The organism is Streptomyces sp. NPDC051136 (genome assembly GCF_044455745.1).
Taxonomy (GTDB): Bacteria; Actinomycetota; Actinomycetes; order Streptomycetales; family Streptomycetaceae; genus Streptomyces.
The window spans coordinates 14,689-32,582 of the sequence record NZ_JBITFE010000002.1 but is presented as its reverse complement, the minus strand read 5'-3'; the positions used below and the strand labels follow the sequence as shown (position 1 = coordinate 32,582).

The 17,894-nt window shown below is 72.5% G+C and carries 9 protein-coding genes; 5 read left to right on the top strand and 4 right to left on the bottom strand.

What is annotated here, in order from left to right; translation table 11 throughout:
• The first annotated feature begins 106 nt into the window (after window positions 1–106).
• Together ACIBCJ_RS05695 and ACIBCJ_RS05690 are read left to right on the top strand one after the other, a co-directional pair.
• Window positions 107–2,356, top strand: a complete 2,250-nt coding sequence (locus ACIBCJ_RS05695) for a CDP-glycerol glycerophosphotransferase family protein (RefSeq protein ID WP_365978944.1) — start codon at window positions 107–109, stop codon at window positions 2,354–2,356.
• Window positions 2,353–4,065: a glycosyltransferase family 2 protein gene (locus tag ACIBCJ_RS05690; RefSeq protein WP_365978943.1), complete on the top strand. Its 1,713-nt coding sequence runs from the start codon at window positions 2,353–2,355 to the stop codon at window positions 4,063–4,065. The genes ACIBCJ_RS05695 and ACIBCJ_RS05690 overlap by 4 nt, the downstream gene beginning before the upstream one ends.
• A 313-nt stretch (window positions 4,066–4,378) precedes the next feature.
• Here ACIBCJ_RS05690 and ACIBCJ_RS05685 read toward each other — a convergent pair whose 3' ends face one another.
• The 3 genes from ACIBCJ_RS05685 to ACIBCJ_RS05675 all read right to left on the bottom strand — a co-directional run bounded on the left by ACIBCJ_RS05685 (window position 4,379) and on the right by ACIBCJ_RS05675 (window position 11,046).
• Window positions 4,379–9,340 carry an NAD-glutamate dehydrogenase gene (locus ACIBCJ_RS05685; protein WP_365978942.1) on the bottom strand — a complete coding sequence of 1,654 codons (4,962 nt, stop codon included), beginning with the start codon at window positions 9,338–9,340 and terminating at the stop codon, window positions 4,379–4,381.
• A 469-nt stretch (window positions 9,341–9,809) separates the two neighbouring features.
• Window positions 9,810–10,481 carry an HAD family hydrolase gene (locus tag ACIBCJ_RS05680; protein WP_362094198.1) on the bottom strand — a complete coding sequence of 224 codons (672 nt, stop codon included), beginning with the start codon at window positions 10,479–10,481 and terminating at the stop codon, window positions 9,810–9,812.
• A gap of 61 nt (window positions 10,482–10,542) precedes the next feature.
• Window positions 10,543–11,046, bottom strand: coding sequence for a DUF6912 family protein (locus ACIBCJ_RS05675; protein ID WP_365978941.1), 504 nt, complete (start codon window positions 11,044–11,046; stop codon window positions 10,543–10,545).
• 318 nt (window positions 11,047–11,364) lie between these two features.
• Between ACIBCJ_RS05675 and ACIBCJ_RS05670 the strand changes: the two genes are divergently transcribed.
• Window positions 11,365–12,477 carry an Rv3235 family protein gene (locus ACIBCJ_RS05670; RefSeq protein ID WP_399281885.1) on the top strand — a complete coding sequence of 371 codons (1,113 nt, stop codon included), beginning with the start codon at window positions 11,365–11,367 and terminating at the stop codon, window positions 12,475–12,477.
• 206 nt (window positions 12,478–12,683) lie between these two features.
• Here ACIBCJ_RS05670 and secA read toward each other — a convergent pair whose 3' ends face one another.
• Window positions 12,684–15,527, bottom strand: coding sequence for a preprotein translocase subunit SecA (gene secA, locus ACIBCJ_RS05665; protein ID WP_362094192.1), 2,844 nt, complete (start codon window positions 15,525–15,527; stop codon window positions 12,684–12,686).
• Window positions 15,528–15,805: 278 nt separating this feature from the next.
• Between secA and ACIBCJ_RS05660 the strand changes: the two genes are divergently transcribed.
• The gene (locus tag ACIBCJ_RS05660; protein ID WP_365978940.1) at window positions 15,806–16,372 is read left to right on the top strand and encodes a GNAT family N-acetyltransferase; all 567 of its coding nucleotides are present in this window, start codon (window positions 15,806–15,808) and stop codon (window positions 16,370–16,372) included.
• Between the two features lie 339 nt (window positions 16,373–16,711).
• Complete coding sequence (locus tag ACIBCJ_RS05655) at window positions 16,712–17,887, top strand: DNA glycosylase AlkZ-like family protein (RefSeq protein WP_362506965.1); 1,176 nt, start codon at window positions 16,712–16,714, stop codon at window positions 17,885–17,887.
• Window positions 17,888–17,894: the final 7 nt, after the last annotated feature.

Sequence of the window (17,894 nt, the reverse complement as noted above, 5' to 3'; positions counted from 1 at the left end):
GATTAAGCCTTTTGCCGGATTGATGTCACTATGACCGAATAGATACCGACCCACAGGAGTGTTCCGGGAGCGACCGAGCGAAGGCCGAGGCGAAGGAGTCCCCGCGATGTCCGACACGGTCCCCGACCCGTTCCCCGGGGCGACCCCCGACCTCAGCGTCGTCGTCCACGGCCGCAACGTCCAGGACCACCTCCCCGCCCTCCTCGACTCCCTGGACGCCCACCCCCTTCCCGGCGTCGAGGTGATCGTCGCCGCCGTCGGGGACTGGGCGCGGGAGACGGCCGAGCGGCACACCCCCGCCTTCACCGTGCTGCCGCTCCCGGACGGCGCCGGGGACGCCGCGGCCCGTTCGGCGGGGGCGGCCCGGGCGCGCGGCCGGTGGCTGCACTTCGTGCACGCCAAGGACGGGCTGCCCGTCGGCGCCCCGCCCGCCGTCGCCCGGCACACCGCGGGCCTCTCCGACGCGGTGGACGTCCTGCTCCTGGACCACGTCCGCAGTTCCTGGCGGGTCTCCGGCCTGCCCTCCCCCGACGGACCCCGCCTCGCCCGCGCGGGCCGCGCCGCCGAGGGCGTCGCTCTCGACGACCGGGCGGCGCTGCTCCGGCTGACCCCGCTGCTCGGCAACCGCACCGTGCGCACCGCTTTCTGGCGGGCCCACGAACGGCTCCTGACCACCGAGGACGAGCCCTTCGCCGCCTGCGCCGCCCTGCTGCTCGCCGACCGCGTGGCCTGCCTGCCGCACCCGGCGTACGAGGACCGGCTGCTGCGCCCCGAGAGCCTCCCGCCGCCCACGGCGGCCGAGCGGTACGCGCTGGTCGACCGCTACGAGGCGCTGCTGGGCCTCACCGCCGACCGCCCGGCCGTCCACGGCGTGCTGTACGACCTGATGGTCCGCGACTGCCTGCGCACCTTCGCCCGCGCCGGGATGCCGGACGACGTGGCGCGGGAGTTCTTCCGCCGGGCGTCCGTGACCGCCCGGCGCCACCGCCCCGACGGGCTGCGGCGCCCGGCCGGCCTGGAGGGGATGCGCCGGTCGCTCCTGGAGGAGGGCGCCTACGGCAAGTACCGCGCCCTGCGCAGCGCCAACCACGCCCGCCGCGGGGTGCGCTCCGCCGCGCGCACCGGCAGGCGCCGGGCCGGGAACCGGCTGCGCGCCCTCCAGTACCGCGCCGCCCTGGCCCGCCCGGTCGACCCGCACCTCGCGGTCTTCTCGGCGTACTGGAACCGCGGCGTGGCCTGCAACCCGGCGGCGATCGCCGCCAAGCTCGCCGAACTCGCCCCGGGCGTCCACCCGGTGTGGGTCGTCACCGAAGCGGGCGCCGCCCTGCTGCCGCCCGGCACCGACCACGTCGTCCCCGGCACCCGCCGCTACTGGGAGGTGCTGGCCCGGGCCAAGTACCTGGTCAACAACGTCAACTTCCCGGACGCGGTGGTCAAACGCCCCGGCACCGTCCACGTGCAGACCCATCACGGCACCCCCCTCAAACGCATGGGCGTGGACCAGCTGCCGTACCCCGCCGCCGCCCACGGCCTAGACTTCCAGGCGCTGCTCGAACGCGTCGACAAGTGGGACTACAGCGTCTCCGCCAACCGCCACAGCACCCGCATGTGGCAGCGGGCCTACCCGTCCCGGCACGTGTCCCTGGACCACGGCTATCCGCGCAACGACGTCTACTACACCGCCGGCGCCGTCGAGGTCCGCGCGGCCCGCGAACGCCTCGGCATCGCGCCCGGCCGCCGCGCGGTCCTCTACGCGCCGACCCACCGCGACTACGAGGCCGGCTGGACCCCGCGCCTGGACCTCGTCGCCCTCGCCGACCGACTCGGCGAGGAAACGGTTCTGCTGGTGCGCGCCCACTACTTCTACGACAGCGCGTCCGCCCCCTCCGCCCCGCTCGCGGACCTGCGCCGCACCGGCCGCCTCGTCGACGTCTCCTCCTACGAACCCGTCGAGGAGCTGTGCCTGGCCGCCGACGCGCTGGTCACCGACTACTCGTCGATCATGTTCGACTACGCCAACCTGGACCGCCCGATCGTCATCCACGCCGACGACTGGGAGACGTACCGCACCACCCGCGGCGTCTACTTCGACCTGATGGCCGAGGCCCCCGGCCCGGTCGCCCGCACCCAGGCGGAGCTGACGGAGATCCTCACCACCGACGCCTGGCACGACGAACGCGCGACGAAGGCACGGGCCGCCTTCCGGCGCCGGTTCTGCGAGTACGACGACGGGCACGCCGCCGAACGCGTCGTACGCCGCGTCTTCCTCGGCGAGGACGAGCGGACGCTGCCCCCGGTCGTGCCGGTCGAGGACCGCGTCCCGGCCCCGAGCCCCGAGGAGGCCACCGCGTCATGAGGACAGCCACCACGAGCCCGGCCACGGGCACGCTCCTGCCCCTGCGGGTGCCCGACGTCACCGTCACGGTCATCGTCTACAACGACGCCGAGCGCCTCCCTCGCGCGGTCGCGTCCGTGCTGCGGCAGACGCACGCGAACATCGAGGTCGTCATCAGCGACGACCACTCGACGGACGCCACCGAGGAGGTGGCCCGCGAACTGGCCGCCCGTGATCCGCGGGTCGTGTACCTGCGGCTGCCGGAGAACAGCGGCGGGTGCAGCGCCCCGCGCAACCGCGCCCTGGAGATCGCGCGGGCGCCGTACCTGATGTTCCTGGACAGCGACGACGAACTGCCCGAGCGCGCCGTGGAGGTCCTGCTCGCCGCCCACCGCGAACGCGACCTCGACTTCGCCATGGGCGCGGTGCACCGCGTCCGCGTGGACGGCGGACGCCGCACCACCTGGATGCCGCACCTGGTCGCCGAGCGCCGCACCCTGGACGGCATCGAGGCCGACCCCCGGCTGCTCTTCGAGCACCTGTCGACCAGCAAGATGTACGCCCGCGCCTTCCTCGACCGGCACGGCCTGCGCTTTCCCGAGGGCATCCACTACGAGGACCAGCTCTTCTCGGCGCAGGCCTACTGCCTGGCCAAACGGTTCACGGTCGTCCCCGAGCCGGTCTACCGCTGGTACATAGCCCCGTACGCCGCCTCCGAGGCCGCCTCCATCTCCAACCAGCGGCACAAGCTCTCCAACGTCCGCGACCGCGTCCACGTGCAGCGGCTCATCGACGCCTTCCTGGCCGAGAGCGGGCACGAGGCGCTGCGCGAGGACAAGGACTTCAAGTTCCTCAAGCACGACTTCCGGATGTACGCCGGTGACCTGCCCTACCGGGACGACGCGTGGCTGGCTTCCTTCGCCGACCTGATGAACCCCTACCTGGACACGCTCGCCGAGGGGGCCTACGCCCGGCTGCCGCGCGCCGAACGGGTCGTCCTGCGGCTGCTGCGCGACCGGCGCCTGTCCGACCTGCGGACGGCTGCCCGGGGCCTGGGCCACGACGTGGCACCCCGCCGGGTGACGCCGGACGAGGAGAGCGGCCGCGTGTACTGGGGCGAGGAGGTCCCGCGGTCCCCGCAGGCCCGGCGCGAGCTGGACCTGACGGACCTCGCCCTGGACACCCGCCCGTTCTTCACCGCCCTGCTCCGGCACGAGATCACGGAGATCACGCGCGGTCCCGGCGCCGCCGTCGACCTCACCGTCCGCACCTACGACCCGGCCCTGCGTCTCCCGGTCGGCCCCCAGCGCGCCGTGCTCCACCTCTCCCCCGGCCGCCGGCGCCTCACGGTCGCCTTCCGCCTCTCGCCCGTCCGCCCCGGTCTCTTCGAGGGCCGCGTGCGCCTGGACCTGGCGGCGGCCCGTCTCCCGCTCCAGGGCTTCGAGGGCACCCGTCATCCCGTGCTCCGGCTGCGCCACCGGGGCCGCACCCACACGGGCATCCTGCTGGCGCCGTTGGCCTTCACGCCCCTCACGGCCCGCGTCCCCCACCGCGCCGGCCTCACCCCCCACCGGGTCACCCTCCGCCCGGAGGGCCACAACCCGGGCCGCCTCCAGATCACCTGGCACCCCGTGGGCCCGACGGCCACGCTCATCCGCCCCGCAGCCCGCCGCCTGTCCACCCCGAGAACCCGAAGGGCAGCCCGCCTGATGGCCAACGTCCTCCGCTGACGCACCGCGGGCAGCCGTGCCGCCGCCGCCAGCTCGGGCAGTCGTGCCGCCGCCGCCCCCAGCTGCGGACAGTCGTGCCTGCCACCCCCATAGCTGCGGGCAGTCGTGCCGCCGCCGCCCCCAGCTGCGGGCAGTCGTGCCGCTGGGGCGGCACGGGTGGGCGCAGGCGGCGCCCCGTAAGCGCCGGGCCGCGCGACCCACCCCCGCCCACCCCCACACCAGGCACGACACGAAGGCGCCCCGGACCGAACCCGGCCCGGGGCGCCTCCCACGGCACCGGCGATAACGCCGTACCGCCGTACCGCCGTACCGCCTACGAATGCGTGCGCAGCAACGTCCGCATCGTCCGCATCGCCACCGAAAGATTCGACAGATCGAACTCGTCCGACGACCGGATCTCCTCCAGCGTCGTCCGCGCCCGCCCGAGAATCGCCGCGTTCCTCTCCTCCCACGCCTTGAACCGCTGCTCCGGCGTGGACGTACCGTTCCCCACCGCCAGGACGTCCGCGGTCAGCGACGCGTGCGCCGCGTACAGGTCCTCGCGGATCGCCGCCCGGGCCATCGACTGCCAGCGGTCGTCCCGCGGCAGGTCGCTGATCCGGTCCATCAGCTGGGTGACGCCGAGCCGGTCGGCGAGGTCGTAGTACACCTCGGCGACGTCCAGCGGCTCCTTGCCCATGCGGTCGGCCACCGACACGATGTCCAGCGTCGCGAACGCCGAGGAGAACCCGGCCACCCGCGTGGCCGGCTCGTCCGGGACACCGGCGGCGGTCAGCTCGTCGTAGATGTGCTGGTACCACTCGGCGTCCGCACCGCGCAGCAGCTTCGGCAGCTGCGCCCACACCTGCTCGACCCGCTCGGCGAAGAAGTCCACAGTCTCGGCCAGCTCCAGCGGCTGCGGCCGGTTGTTGAGCAGCCAGCGCGTGCCACGCTCAACCAGGCGGCGCGAGTGCAGCCGGATCCGGGTCTGGACGGCCGCGTCGACCTTGGTGTCCAGCGCCTCCACCGCGTCCCACACCGGGGCGGAGCTGAAGATCGCCCGCGCCGCGGTCTGCGCCCGCACGATCTCCTCGAGCGACGCGCCGGTCTCCTCACGCATCCGGTGCAGATACGTGGTACCGCCCGTGTTGACCGTGTCGTTGACCAGGACCGTCGTCGTGATCTCGCGGCGCAGCGGGTGGCTGTCGACCTGCTCGGCGAACTGCTCGCGCAGCGCCGTCGGGAAGTAGGCGTGCAGCAGACCCTTGAGGTACGGGTCGTCCGGCAGCGAGGTGTGCAGCAGCTCCTCGGCGACCGTGATCTTCGTGTACGCCAGCAGCACGGCCGTCTCCGGGCCGGTCAGGCCGCGTCCGCCGCCGAGCCGCTCGCGGATCTGGCGGTCCGTGGGCAGGAACTCCAGGGCCCGGTCGAGGTGGCCCTCCCTGACCAGGTGGCGCATGAAGCGCTGCTGGGCGTGGAGCATGTCCTTGGACTGCGCGAGCGCGTTGGCGATCGCCGTGTTCTGGGCGTAGTTGTTGCGCAGGACCAGTGCGCCGACCTCGTCGGTCATCTGGGCGAGCAGCTTGTTGCGCTGCTTGACGGTCATGTCGCCGTCCTTGACCAGACCGTTGAGCAGGATCTTGATGTTCACCTCGTGGTCGGAGGTGTCCACGCCCGCGCTGTTGTCGATGGCGTCGGTGTTGATCCGGCCGCCCTGCAACGCGAACTCGATCCGGCCCAGCTGGGTCAGGCCCAGGTTGCCGCCCTCGCCGACGACCTGGACCCGCAGGTCCTTGCCGTCGACGCGGATGGCGTCGTTGCCCTTGTCGCCGACGTCGGCGTTGGACTCGGTGGACGCCTTCACGTACGTGCCGATGCCGCCGTTCCACAGCAGGTCCACCGGGGAGCTGAGGATCGCCTTCATCAGCTCGGCCGGGGTCATCTTGGTGATGCCCGGTTCGATGCCGAGGGCCTCGCGGACGTGCGCGTTGACCGGGATGGACTTGGCCGTGCGCGGGAAGATGCCGCCGCCCGCCGAGAGCAGCCCGGTGTCGTAGTCCTCCCAGGAGGAGCGGGCCAGCTCGAACAGCCGGCGGCGCTCGGCGTACGAGGTGGCCGCGTCCGGCGTCGGGTCGATGAAGATGTGCCGGTGGTCGAAGGCGGCCACCAGGCGGATGTGCTCGCTGAGCAGCATGCCGTTGCCGAAGACGTCGCCGGACATGTCACCGATGGCGACGACGGTGAAGTCCTGGGTCTGGGTGTCGACGCCCAGCTCCCGGAAGTGCCGCTTGACGGACTCCCAGGCGCCGCGGGCGGTGATGCCCATGCCCTTGTGGTCGTAGCCCGCGCTGCCGCCGGAGGCGAAGGCGTCGCCGAGCCAGAAGTTGTAGGACTCGGCGACCTCGTTGGCGATGTCCGAGAACTTCGCGGTGCCCTTGTCGGCGGCGACGACGAGGTAGGTGTCGTCCTCGTCGTGCCGGACGACGTCGGCGGGGTGCACGACCTCGCCGGCCACCATGTTGTCGGTGATGTCGAGCAGCGCCGAGATGAAGGTGCGGTAGCTGGCGATGCCCTCCGCCATCCAGGCGTCGCGGTCCACGCCCGGGTCGGGCAGCTGCTTGGCGACGAAGCCGCCCTTGGCGCCGACCGGCACGATGACGGTGTTCTTCACCATCTGCGCCTTGACCAGGCCGAGGATCTCGGTGCGGAAGTCCTCCCGGCGGTCCGACCAGCGCAGGCCACCGCGCGCGACCTTGCCGAAGCGCAGGTGCACGCCCTCGACGCGCGGCGAGTACACCCAGATCTCGAACGCCGGGCGCGGCGCGGGCAGGTCGGGGATGGCCCGCGGGTCGAACTTCATGGAGACGTAGTCGTGCGGGACGCCGCCGCTCGCCTTCTGGAAGAAGTTGGTCCGCAGCGTCGCCTTGATGACGGTGAGGAAGGACCGCAGGATCCGGTCCTCGTCGAGGCTGGCGACCTGGTCGAGGGCGGCGTCGACCTCTTCGAGCAGGGCGTCGACGATCTCGCGCCCGGCGCGCTGCCGCTCCGGCGCCATCCGCGCCTCGAACAGGGAGACGAGCAGCCGCGTGGTGTGGACGTTGTTGCGGAGGGTGTCCTCCATGTAGTCCTGGCTGAACGTCGAACCGGCCTGCCGCAGGTACTTCGCGTACGCGCGCAGCACCATCGCCTGCCGCCAGGTCAGCCCGGCGCTGAGCACGAGGGCGTTGAACCCGTCGTTCTCCGCCTTGCCGGTCCAGGTGGCGGCGAAGGCGTCCTGGACGCGCTCGCGGGCGTCGTCGCCGCGGTAGTCGACGCCGCCGGCCGGCGCCTTGGGCATGCGCAGGCCGAAGTCGTAGATCCAGGCCGTGGTGCGGTCCGCGCAGCGCAGCTCGTAGGGCCGCTCGTCGGTGACCTCGACGCCGAGCCGGCTGAGCACCGGCAGCACGGCGGACAGGGAGACCGTGCCGCCCTTCTGGTAGATCTTGAAGCGCCGCTCCTCGGGGGCGGCGCCGACCGGCTCGTACAGGCTCAGCGCGAAGGTCTTCTCCTCGTCGAGCTGCTCCAGGTGGCCCAGGTCGGCGACCGCGGACCGCGGGCCGTGGTCGGCCTTGTAGCCCTCGGGGAAGGCGGACCCGTAGTGGCGCAGCAGCTCCGCGGCGCGCTCCTCGCCGACCTCGGCGGTCAGCGCCTCGCCGAATCCGTCGGCCCAGGAGCGGGCGGCCTCGACGAGCCGGGTCTCGACGCGCTCCTTGTCGGCGTCGGACAGGTGCGGCAGTTCGGTGCCCTGCGGGACGCGGACCACGAAGTGCAGCCGGGACAGGATCGACTCGGTGTTCCAGGCCGTGAAGTCGACGCTGGTGCCGCCGAGCTCCTCCTTGAGGATGTCGATGATCCGCAGCCGGACCCCGGTGGTGTAGCGGTCGCGGGGGAGGTAGACGAGGGCCGAGTAGTAGCGGCCGTACTCGTCCTGGCGCAGGTAGAGGCGCAGGCGGCGCCGCTCCTGGAGGTAGAGCACGGAGGTGACGATCGGCTCCAGCTCCTCGACCGAGGTCTGGAACATCTCGTCGCGCGGGTACGTCTCCAGGATCTGCAGCAGGTCCCGGCCGTCGTGGCTGTTGGGCGAGAAGCCGGCCCGCGCCAGCACCTCCTCCACCTTGCGCCGCACGACCGGCACCCGGCGCACGGACTCGGTGTACGCGGCGGAGGAGAACAGGCCGAGGAAGCGCCGCTCGCCGACCACGTTGCCGTTCTCGTCGAACTTCTTGACGCCGACGTAGTCGAGGTACGAGGGCCGGTGCACGGTGGCCCGGCTGTTCGCCTTGGTCAGGACCAGCAGCCGGTGCTCGCGGGCCTTGGCCCGGGCGTCGGCGGGCAGCCGCTCGAAGGAGGGGCTGACGGGGTGGCTCTCGTCGGTCTCGTGGTGCGGGTCGGAGCGCAGGATGCCGAGGCCGGTGCCGGCGACGGCGGCGAGGGAGTCGTCCTCGCGCAGCTGGTACTCGCGGTAGCCGAGGAAGGTGAAGTGGTCGTCGGCCAGCCAGCGCAGCAGCTCGCGGGCCTCCTCCAGCTCCCGCGCGGGGAGGTCCTCGGGGGTGGCCTCGGTCGGCAGCTGGTCCGCGATGCGGACGGCCGCCTCCCGCATCTTGCTCCAGTCCTCGACGGTCTCGCGGACGTCGTTCAGGACGCGCAGCAGATCGGCGGTGATCTGCTTCAGGTCGCCGCGGTCGGTCTCGCGGTCGATCTCGACGTGGATCCAGGACTCGGTGTGCGCGTCGTGCGGCAGGTCGTCGGTGGGCGGTCCGGCGAGGACCTCGACGAGCTTGCCGGCGATGTCGCGCCGCACCACGATCTGCGGGTGGACGACGACGTGGATGCCACGGCCCTGGCGGGTCAGCTCGTTGGTCACGGAGTCGACGAGGAAGGGCATGTCGTCGGTGACCACCTCGACGACGGAGTGACTGCACGTCCAGCCGTTCTCCTCGACCGTCGGGGTGTGCACGCGGACGTTGGCCGTGCCCTGCGGGCGGTTCTCGGCCAGCCGGTAGTGCGAGACGGCGGCTCCGAAGACGTCGACCGGGTCGCGGTCGGTCAGGTCCTCCGGGGCGGTGTGCCGGTAGTAGCGCTGGAGGAACGCGACCACGGACGCGTGGTCCGGGGTGCCGTCCGGGCCGTCCGGGGTGCCCGGAGATCCCTCGCCCGTCGACCCAGTCGGTAGGTGCCCCCCGACCGGGCTGTTCTCAGCTACCCGCGCAGCCCTTTCGAGCAGCTCGGCCTTGGCTTCGTCCAGCTTGGTCTGCATTGTCCTCTGACTCCTGTCGCGCGCCGTTGCGTGACGTAGAAGGAAGTACGGTCTCCTGCCTTCCGGCATGACGTCGGGACACGGGGTGTCCGGTCTGCTCCGACGCTATGCCGCAAGATGAGAGGAGCGGGGGCATATCAGCCAATGTCGCCGCTTCCGCCGGGTGTGACTTCGCTCTCGCCGTCACCGTCCGGGGCGTGTGCGGCGGCCCGACGGGGGTCTGTGCCGCCCCGTCCCGCCCGCGGGGATCAGCGACCGCCGCCCGGGCACGGATGTCGTCCGTGTGTACCGGGCGCAGGGCAGGGGCACCAGTGCCCCCGCGAGCTATCGCGCTGATCACGCCACAAGGCTATCGCCCCGCACGGGCTCCCCGTCATGAGCCGCTTGTGTACAAAAGCGGGCTCACGACTTGGACGTTCCGCACAGCTACCCTCGGGTAACGGCGGGCCGGACGCACCGGGCGACACCGTCACCCCGCCAGCTGCTCCGCCACCACCACGGCCTCCCCCAGCGTGTCCACCACCGGCACCCCGATCCCCTCCAGGCTGGCCCGGCTGTGCGATCCCCCGGTGTACAGCACGGCCCCTGCACCCACGTGGCGCGCCGCCACCGCGTCGTCCGCGGCGTCGCCGATCACCACCGTACGCGCGGGCTCCACCCCGGACAGCGCCAGCTGCGCGAGGTGCCGCACCATGTGCTCGGCCTTGCTGCCCCCGGACGGACCGGTCCGCCCGTCGACGCGTATGAAGTGCGCCTCGATCCCGAGCCCCTGGACCAGCGGCACCAGCTCGTCGTGGCCGTACATGCTGAGGATCGACTGGCTGCGCCCGGCCGACCGCCATCCGGCGAGCAGCTCCGTGACGCCGTCGGCGAGCCGGCACCGCGCCCGGTGCGCGCTGTAGTGGCGCTGGAAGGCGGCGTCCATCAGCTCCCACTCGGCGTCGGTGGGCATCCTGCCCATCAGCCGCTCGTAGAACTTCGGCACCGGCACGCAGTACAGCGTCCGGTAGCGCTCCAATGTGATCGGCGCCAGCCCCAGCTCGGCGAACGCCGCGTTCGTCGCCCCGATGATCGCGTCGTTGTCGTGGAACAGCGTGCCGTTCCAGTCCCACACGATGTGTGCGCCCGTCTGCATCCCCATGCCCGAAAACGTACCGGTCGCCACTGACAACCGGGGCGCCGCGGTGGCGATGGGGTCCGCGTCACACCAGGTTCGGGATCTCCTGCGTCGCGTACCAGAGCAGCTCGTGGTCCTCCGCGCCGTCCACGACGGCCTGGGCGTCGTCGTCGCCGCCGTCGGCCGCCGCGAGGGCCCCGGCCGCGGCGCGCACGTCCGCCTCCGCGTCGTCCGCGTCGACGTGCACCGCGGCCGCCTTGGCCAGCCGCAGCGGCCCGGCGACCCGGACCTCGCCCGGCGCCGCCGGGTCCGATCCCCGGTCCGGGCCGGCCGCGGCGGCGCCGTCGGGCACGTCGGCGGCGACCACGACCCGGCGCCGCGCCGCGTCGCCGTCGGCCGCCAGCAGCCGCAGCGAGGCCAGCGCGGCCCGGTTCAGGGCGGCGTACTCCAGCTCCTCGACGTCGTCCGACCGGTACCACTCGCGCAGCGCCGGAGTGACGGCGTAGGCGACGAGCGATCCGGCCCCCAGCTCCCGCGCCCGGTGCGCCTCGGCGAGGCCGGACAGGGTCAGGGGGACGTAGACGCGCATGAGTCTGCCGCTTTCGTGGTCGGGACGCCGCCGGAGCGCTCGGTGGCCCGGCGGGAGAGCCTTCAGGATACGTGCGGGTGTCCCCTTTCGGGTCCCCGCCCACGGCGTCCGACGCGTCCACCGAGAGCCCGGAATTCACCCGGTCCACCCACGGCGGTTCGGGCCCTCCGGGCACCCCGATCACTCGGATAAGTGAATCTCCCTACCCCCTCGGCGCGCTCGCCCGCCGCCTTGCCGCGCCGCCCTTCCAACCCGTACAAGATCCCCGACCGCGAAGTTACCGTCCGGTATCACCCGGGCCGCCGAACGGGGACCCCCATGCGCAAGGTCATGACCAGGACCCAGCTCCGCCCCAGCCGTCCACCCCTGAACCGACCGAACGGCTCCCCGGCCTCCCCCGGACCGAACGGCTCGCCCGCCTCGCCCGGACCGCACGGCTCGTCCGCCTCACCGACGCCGCACAGCTCGTCCGCCTCACCGGGGCCCTACAGCTCGTCCGCCTCACCGACGCCGTACAGCTCGTCCGCCTCACCCGCGCCGTACGACGCTTCCGCCTCACCGGCACCGCACGGCGTCGGCTCCGGCACCACGGCCCGGCCACTCGGCCGCGCCGGCACGCGGCCGTACGGCGCCGACGCCGACGCCACGCCCCGGTTGCTCAGCCGCAGCGCTCCGGACGACCGCACCGCCCCGGACGGCCGGGCCCACGCCCTCGCCCCCGCGTTCTCCGGTCCGCCGCACCGCAGGCCCGGCGCGGAAGCCGCCGACCCGGCGGAGACCCCGCCACCCGTACCCGGCGGCCTGCCGCCCCGCAGGCCCGGCGGACGCGCCACGCGCGCCACCGCACCCGGCGGGCGTCCGCCGGGCTCCCCCGGACGGTCCCAGCGGACCCGTACCCGGCCGGCGGACACCCGGCCGCCCACACCCGGCCAGGTCCGGGCCGTCGGAACGGGCCCGGCCTCACCCGCGGGCGTCTCCGGCCGCCCGGTCCCCGCCACGCGCCCGCTCGACGCCCCGGCGGTGAAGCGCTCGGCCCACCCGGCCACGGCGCCGCTCGTCCCCGGGCAGACCCCGCGCCGTCCCGTCCCACAGCTGCGTCCCACCGACCACTTCGCCGAGCTGCTCCTCGGCGTGCTCAGCGGCAGGCGCCCCGTCCACTCGATGCTCCGCCACACCGTCGGCCACGCCTACGACGATCTCGCCGACCTCGCCGAACGCGGCCCGCTGCGCACCCGCGGCGCCGCCCCCGTGGTCCGCGACATCGGCTACTTCGAGCCCCGGCCGGGAGCCCTGGAGGTCTTCGCGCGCATCGGCGCGGGCGACCGCCTGCGTGCCCTGGCGTTCCGCCTGGAACAGGGACGTGACCTGCGCTGGCGCTGCACGGCGGTGGAACTGGGCGGCCGCCGACGGACGCACGCGGACAACGACTGACCGCCCCGGCCGACGGACGGCACCCGACCGCCGGAACACGACCGCCTGAGCACGAACACCGGAACACGGCCGCCAGAGCACGACCACCGGAACACGGCCGCCAGAGCACGACCACCAGAACACGACCGCCGGAACAGGCCGAAGGGCCGGCCACCCCCGGGTGACCGGCCCTTCTCACTGCTACGGCGTCCGCAGGCGCCGCGCCGTCACTTCTTGCGGCGCCGCCCGCCCTTGGCCTGCTTGCGGCGCTCCGCGCGCGTGAGCCCGTCGGTCTGGGCCTGCCCGGCCTCGCCGTCGGTGAACTCACCCTCGACGACACCGCCCTCGCCGTCCACGGTCGGCGCGGAGAAGTGCAGGTCCCGGCGCTGCGGCGCGTCGAGGCCCTTGGCCCGGATCTCCGGACGGGCGCCCGCCTGGGCCGGGACCGCGTCCTGCGCGCCCTTGTCGAGCGACGGCGCCGTGTCCTCGACGGGGACCTCCTCGACCTGCTGCTCGACCTGGACCTCCAGGTTGAACAGGTAGCCGACGGACTCCTCCTTGATGCCCTCCATCATGGCCTGGAACATGTCGAAGCCCTCGCGCTGGTACTCGACCAGCGGGTCCTTCTGCGCCATCGCGCGCAGGCCGATGCCCTCCTGGAGGTAGTCCATCTCGTAGAGGTGCTCGCGCCACTTGCGGTCCAGGACCGAGAGGACGACCCGGCGCTCCAGCTCGCGCATGATCTCGGAGCCGAGCTGCTTCTCGCGCGCCTCGTACTGCTCCATGACGTCGTCCTTGATGGACTCCGCGATGTAGTCGGCGGTCAGGCCCGCGCGGTCGCCCGCGGCCTCCTCCAGCTCCTCGACGGTGACCTTCACGGGATAGAGCTGCTTGAAGGCGCCCCACAGCCGGTCGAGGTCCCAGTCCTCCGGGAAGCCCTCGGCGGTCTCGGCCTGCACGTAGGCGTCGATCGTGTCGTTCATGAAGTGCTGGATCTGCTCCTGCAGGTCCTCGCCCTCCAGGACGCGGCGACGCTCGCCGTAGATGACCTCACGCTGGCGGTTGAGGACCTCGTCGTACTTCAGGACGTTCTTGCGCGTCTCGAAGTTCTGCGTCTCGACCTGCGACTGGGCGGACGCGATCGCGCGCGTGACCATCTTGTTCTCGATCGGCACGTCGTCCGGCACGTTCGCCATGGACATCACGCGCTCGACCATCTGGGCCTTGAACAGCCGCATCAGGTCGTCGCCCAGAGAGAGGTAGAACCGGGACTCGCCGGGGTCGCCCTGACGGCCGCTGCGTCCGCGCAGCTGGTTGTCGATACGGCGCGACTCGTGCCGCTCGGTGCCCAGGACGTAGAGCCCGCCCAGCTCCTTGACCTCTTCGAACTCGGCCTTGACCGCCTGCTCGGCCCGCTCCAGGGCGGCGGGCAGGGCCGCGGCCCACTCCTCGATGTGCTCCTCGGGGTCCAGCCCGCGCTGGCGCAGCTCCGCCTCGGCGAGGTCCTCGGGGTTGCCGCCGAGCTTGATGTCCGTACCGCGGCCGGCCATGTTGGTGGCCACCGTGACCGAGCCCTTGCGGCCGGCCTGGGCGACGATGGTCGCCTCCCGGTCGTGCTGCTTGGCGTTGAGCACCTCGTGCTGGACGCCGCGCTTGCTGAGCTGCTGCGAGAGGTACTCGGACTTCTCGACGGAGGTGGTGCCGACGAGGATCGGCTGACCCTTGCGGTGCTTCTCCTCGATGTCGTCGACGACCGCCTCGAACTTCGCGACCTCGGTGCGGTAGATCAGGTCGGACTGGTCCTTGCGCACCATGGGGCGGTTGGTCGGGATGGGCACCACGCCGAGCTTGTAGATCTGGTGGAACTCGGCGGCCTCGGTCATCGCCGTACCGGTCATGCCGGACAGACCGGGCTGCTCCTTGCCGTCGTGGTCGTGGCGCTTGTAGAGGCGGAAGAAGTTCTGGAGGGTGATCGTGGCGAGCGTCTGGTTCTCGTCCTTGATGTCCACCCCCTCCTTCGCCTCGATGGCCTGGTGCATGCCCTCGTTGTAACGGCGGCCGGCGAGGATACGGCCGGTGTGCTCGTCGACGATCATGACTTCGCCGTCGAGGACGACGTAGTCCTTGTCCTTCTTGAACAGTTCCTTGGCCTTGATGGCGTTGTTCAGGTAGCCGACCAGCGGGGTGTTCACCGACTCGTAGAGGTTGTCGATGCCCAGCCAATCCTCGACCTTGGACACGCCCGACTCGTGGATGGCGACGGTGCGCTTCTTCTCGTCGACCTCGTAGTCGCCGGTCTCCTCGATGCCCTTGAGGGTGTTGCCGGCCTCGCCCTTCTTCAGCCGGGTGACCAGCTTGGCGAAGTCGCCGTACCACTTGGTGGCCTGGTCGGCCGGGCCGGAGATGATCAGCGGCGTACGGGCCTCGTCGACGAGGATGGAGTCGACCTCGTCGACGATGGCGAAGTTGTGGCCGCGCTGGACGAGCTCGTCCTTGGACCACGCCATGTTGTCGCGCAGGTAGTCGAAGCCGAACTCGTTGTTCGTGCCGTACGTGATGTCGCAGCCGTACATCTCGCGGCGCTGGGCCGGCGTCTGGTTGGCGAGGATGCAGCCGACGTTCAGGCCCAGGAACTTGTGGACGCGGCCCATCAGCTCGGAGTCGCGCTCGGCCAGGTAGTCGTTGACCGTGACGATGTGCACGCCCTCGCCGGACAGGGCGTTGAGGTAGGCGGGCAGGGTGCCGACGAGGGTCTTGCCCTCACCGGTCTTCATCTCGGCCACGTACCCCATGTGCAGGGCCGCGCCGCCCATGATCTGCACGTCGTAGTGGCGCTGGCCCAGGACGCGCTTGGCGGCCTCACGGACGGTGGCGAAGGCTTCGGGCAGCAGGTCGTCCAGGCTCTCACCGTCGGCGTAGCGCTGCTTGTACTCGTCGGTGAGGGCCCTCAGCTCGGCGTCGGAGAGGTCAGCGAAGTCCTCTTCGATGGAGTTGACCTGGTCCGCGATGCGGTGCAGCTTGCGCAGGATCTTGCCTTCGCCTGCACGCATGATCTTGGAGAGGACGGACACGGGGGTTGGTCTCCTTGCCGGTCGGGCCTGGGACGGTCGGTTTCCTGTGACGGACTGAGCAACGGCCATCGTATGCGAGGACCCCGCCGCCCCGGGAGGCCTGCCGCAACGGGACCGACCGCTCCTCACATCCAGCATTCCTGTCCGCTGTCACCCCTTTCAACGTCCGGGCCCCGCGGATGGTGCCGGGCCCTCCGGCGAATCGCACGCGAGGTGACCGGATGTTCACGCACGGCAAAACATTGGCGCCGCCCCGGGGCGCCGCGCAGAATCGGCCGATGGAACCCGTCACGCTCACCACCGACCGCCTGGTCCTGCGCACGGTCGGCCCGCAGGACACCGACGCCGTGTACGCCGCCTGTCAGGACCCCGACGTCCAGCGGTGGACGACGATCCCCTCGCCCTACCTCCCGGAGCACGCGCGGGGCTTCACGGAGCAGATGGCCCCCGACGGCTGGGCGAACGACTCGATGTACACCTTCGGTCTCTTCCTCCCCGCCGGGGACCTGGCGGGCATGCTCGGCGTCACGATGATCGCCCTGGGCGTCGGCGAGATCGGGTTCTGGGCCGCCAAGGAGCACCGCGGCCGGGGCCACGTCACCGAGGCCGCGGTCGCCGTCGCCCGCTGGGCCTTCACCGAGCGGGCCGTCGACCGCCTGGAGTGGCGCGCCGAGGTCGGCAACACGGCCTCCCGCGCGGTGGCCCAGCGCGCGGGCTTCACCATGGAGGGCACGTTGCGCTCCGCGATCAACAACAGGGGCGTACGCCGCGACAGCTGGATCGGCTCCCTCCTCCCCTCCGACCTCGCCCTCCCCTCCACGTCCCCGTACCTCCCCGCGCCCTAGCTGCGACTGGTCGTGCCCCCCACCCCGCCATAGCCGCGGGCAGCCGCGCCCCCACCCCGCCGTAGCCACGAGCAGCCGTGCCCCCACCCCGCCGTAGCCGCGGGCAATCGCGCCCCCGCCCCGCCGTAGCTGCGGGCAATCGTGCCGCTGGGGCGGCACGGGTGGGCGCAGCGGCACCCGGCCGACGCCGGCCCACAGACCCACCCCACCCCCGTCCAACCCGCACCCGCCCTCACACCCACACCCGCACCAACACCAACACCCACACCCGACTTCACCGCACCGCTTCCCCCACTTTCCGGCCCCCGCTGTCAGACCCACCCCCTATCGTGCGGACGTATGACGACCCTCCCGCCCCCCGCCACGGAACTGTCCGCAGACGAGGCCCGCCGCCTCGCCCTCCGCGCACAGGGCTTCCTCGGCGCCCCCGACCGCCGCGCAGGCGTCCGCGGTGTTCTCCGTCACCTGGGCGCGGTGCAGCTCGACACCATCTCGGTCCTCGCCCGCTCCCACGAGCTCATCCCGTACGCCCGCCTGGGCGCGGTCGGCCGCCGGACGGTCGACGAGGCCTACTGGACGGACACGCACGCCTTCGAGTACTGGTCCCACGCCGCCTGCATCCTCCCCATCGAGGAGTGGCCCCACTTCGCCTTCCGCCGCCGCGCGTACCGCGACCGCCCGCACTGGAACCAGCACCTCCCCGAGGGCGACTACGACCGCGTCATAAAGCAGCTCCGTGCCGAGGGCCCGCTCACCGCGACGGATCTGGGCGGCGCGAAGAAGACCAGCGAGTGGTGGGACTGGTCGGGCACGAAGGTCGCCGTCGAGCGCGCCCTCATGTACGGCGAGGTGGTGTGCGTCGAACGCCGCGGCTGGAAGCGGGTGTACGACCTGGCCGAGCGCGCCGTCCCGGCCGCACTGCTCCACGACGACCTGGACGACACCGAGTGCCTGCGCCGCCTGGTCCGCCTGGCCGGGCAGTCCCTGGGCGTCGGCACGCGCGCGGACATCGCGGACTACCACCGGCTCAAGGCGGAGCAGGTCGACGCCGTGATCGCCGACTCGGGTCTGGTGCCGGTCACGGTGCAGGGCTGGGGCCGTCCGGCCTGGGCGGACCCGGCGGCTCTGGAGACGGTCCCGCGCGGCCGTCACCGCACGACGCTGCTCTCCCCTTTCGACTCCCTGGTCTGGGAGCGGGCGCGCACGGAGCGGCTCTTCGGCTTCATCCACCGCCTGGAGGCCTACGTGCCCAAGCAGAAGCGGGTGCACGGCTACTTCGCGATGCCGGTCCTGGCCGGCGGCCGGCTCGTCGGCCGCGTGGACCCGGCCCGCGAGGGGCGCACGCTGGTCGCGAAGCAGGTCACGCTGGACGGCCGGAAGGCGGCCCCGGCGGTGGCGCAGGCCCTGGTCGAGGCGGCGAGCTGGGTGGACTGCACGGACGTACGCGTGGAGCGGGTCGAGACGCCGGATCTGCGCGAGCCCCTCGCCCGGGAGGTGGCCCGGCTGCTGGCCTGACCGCCTC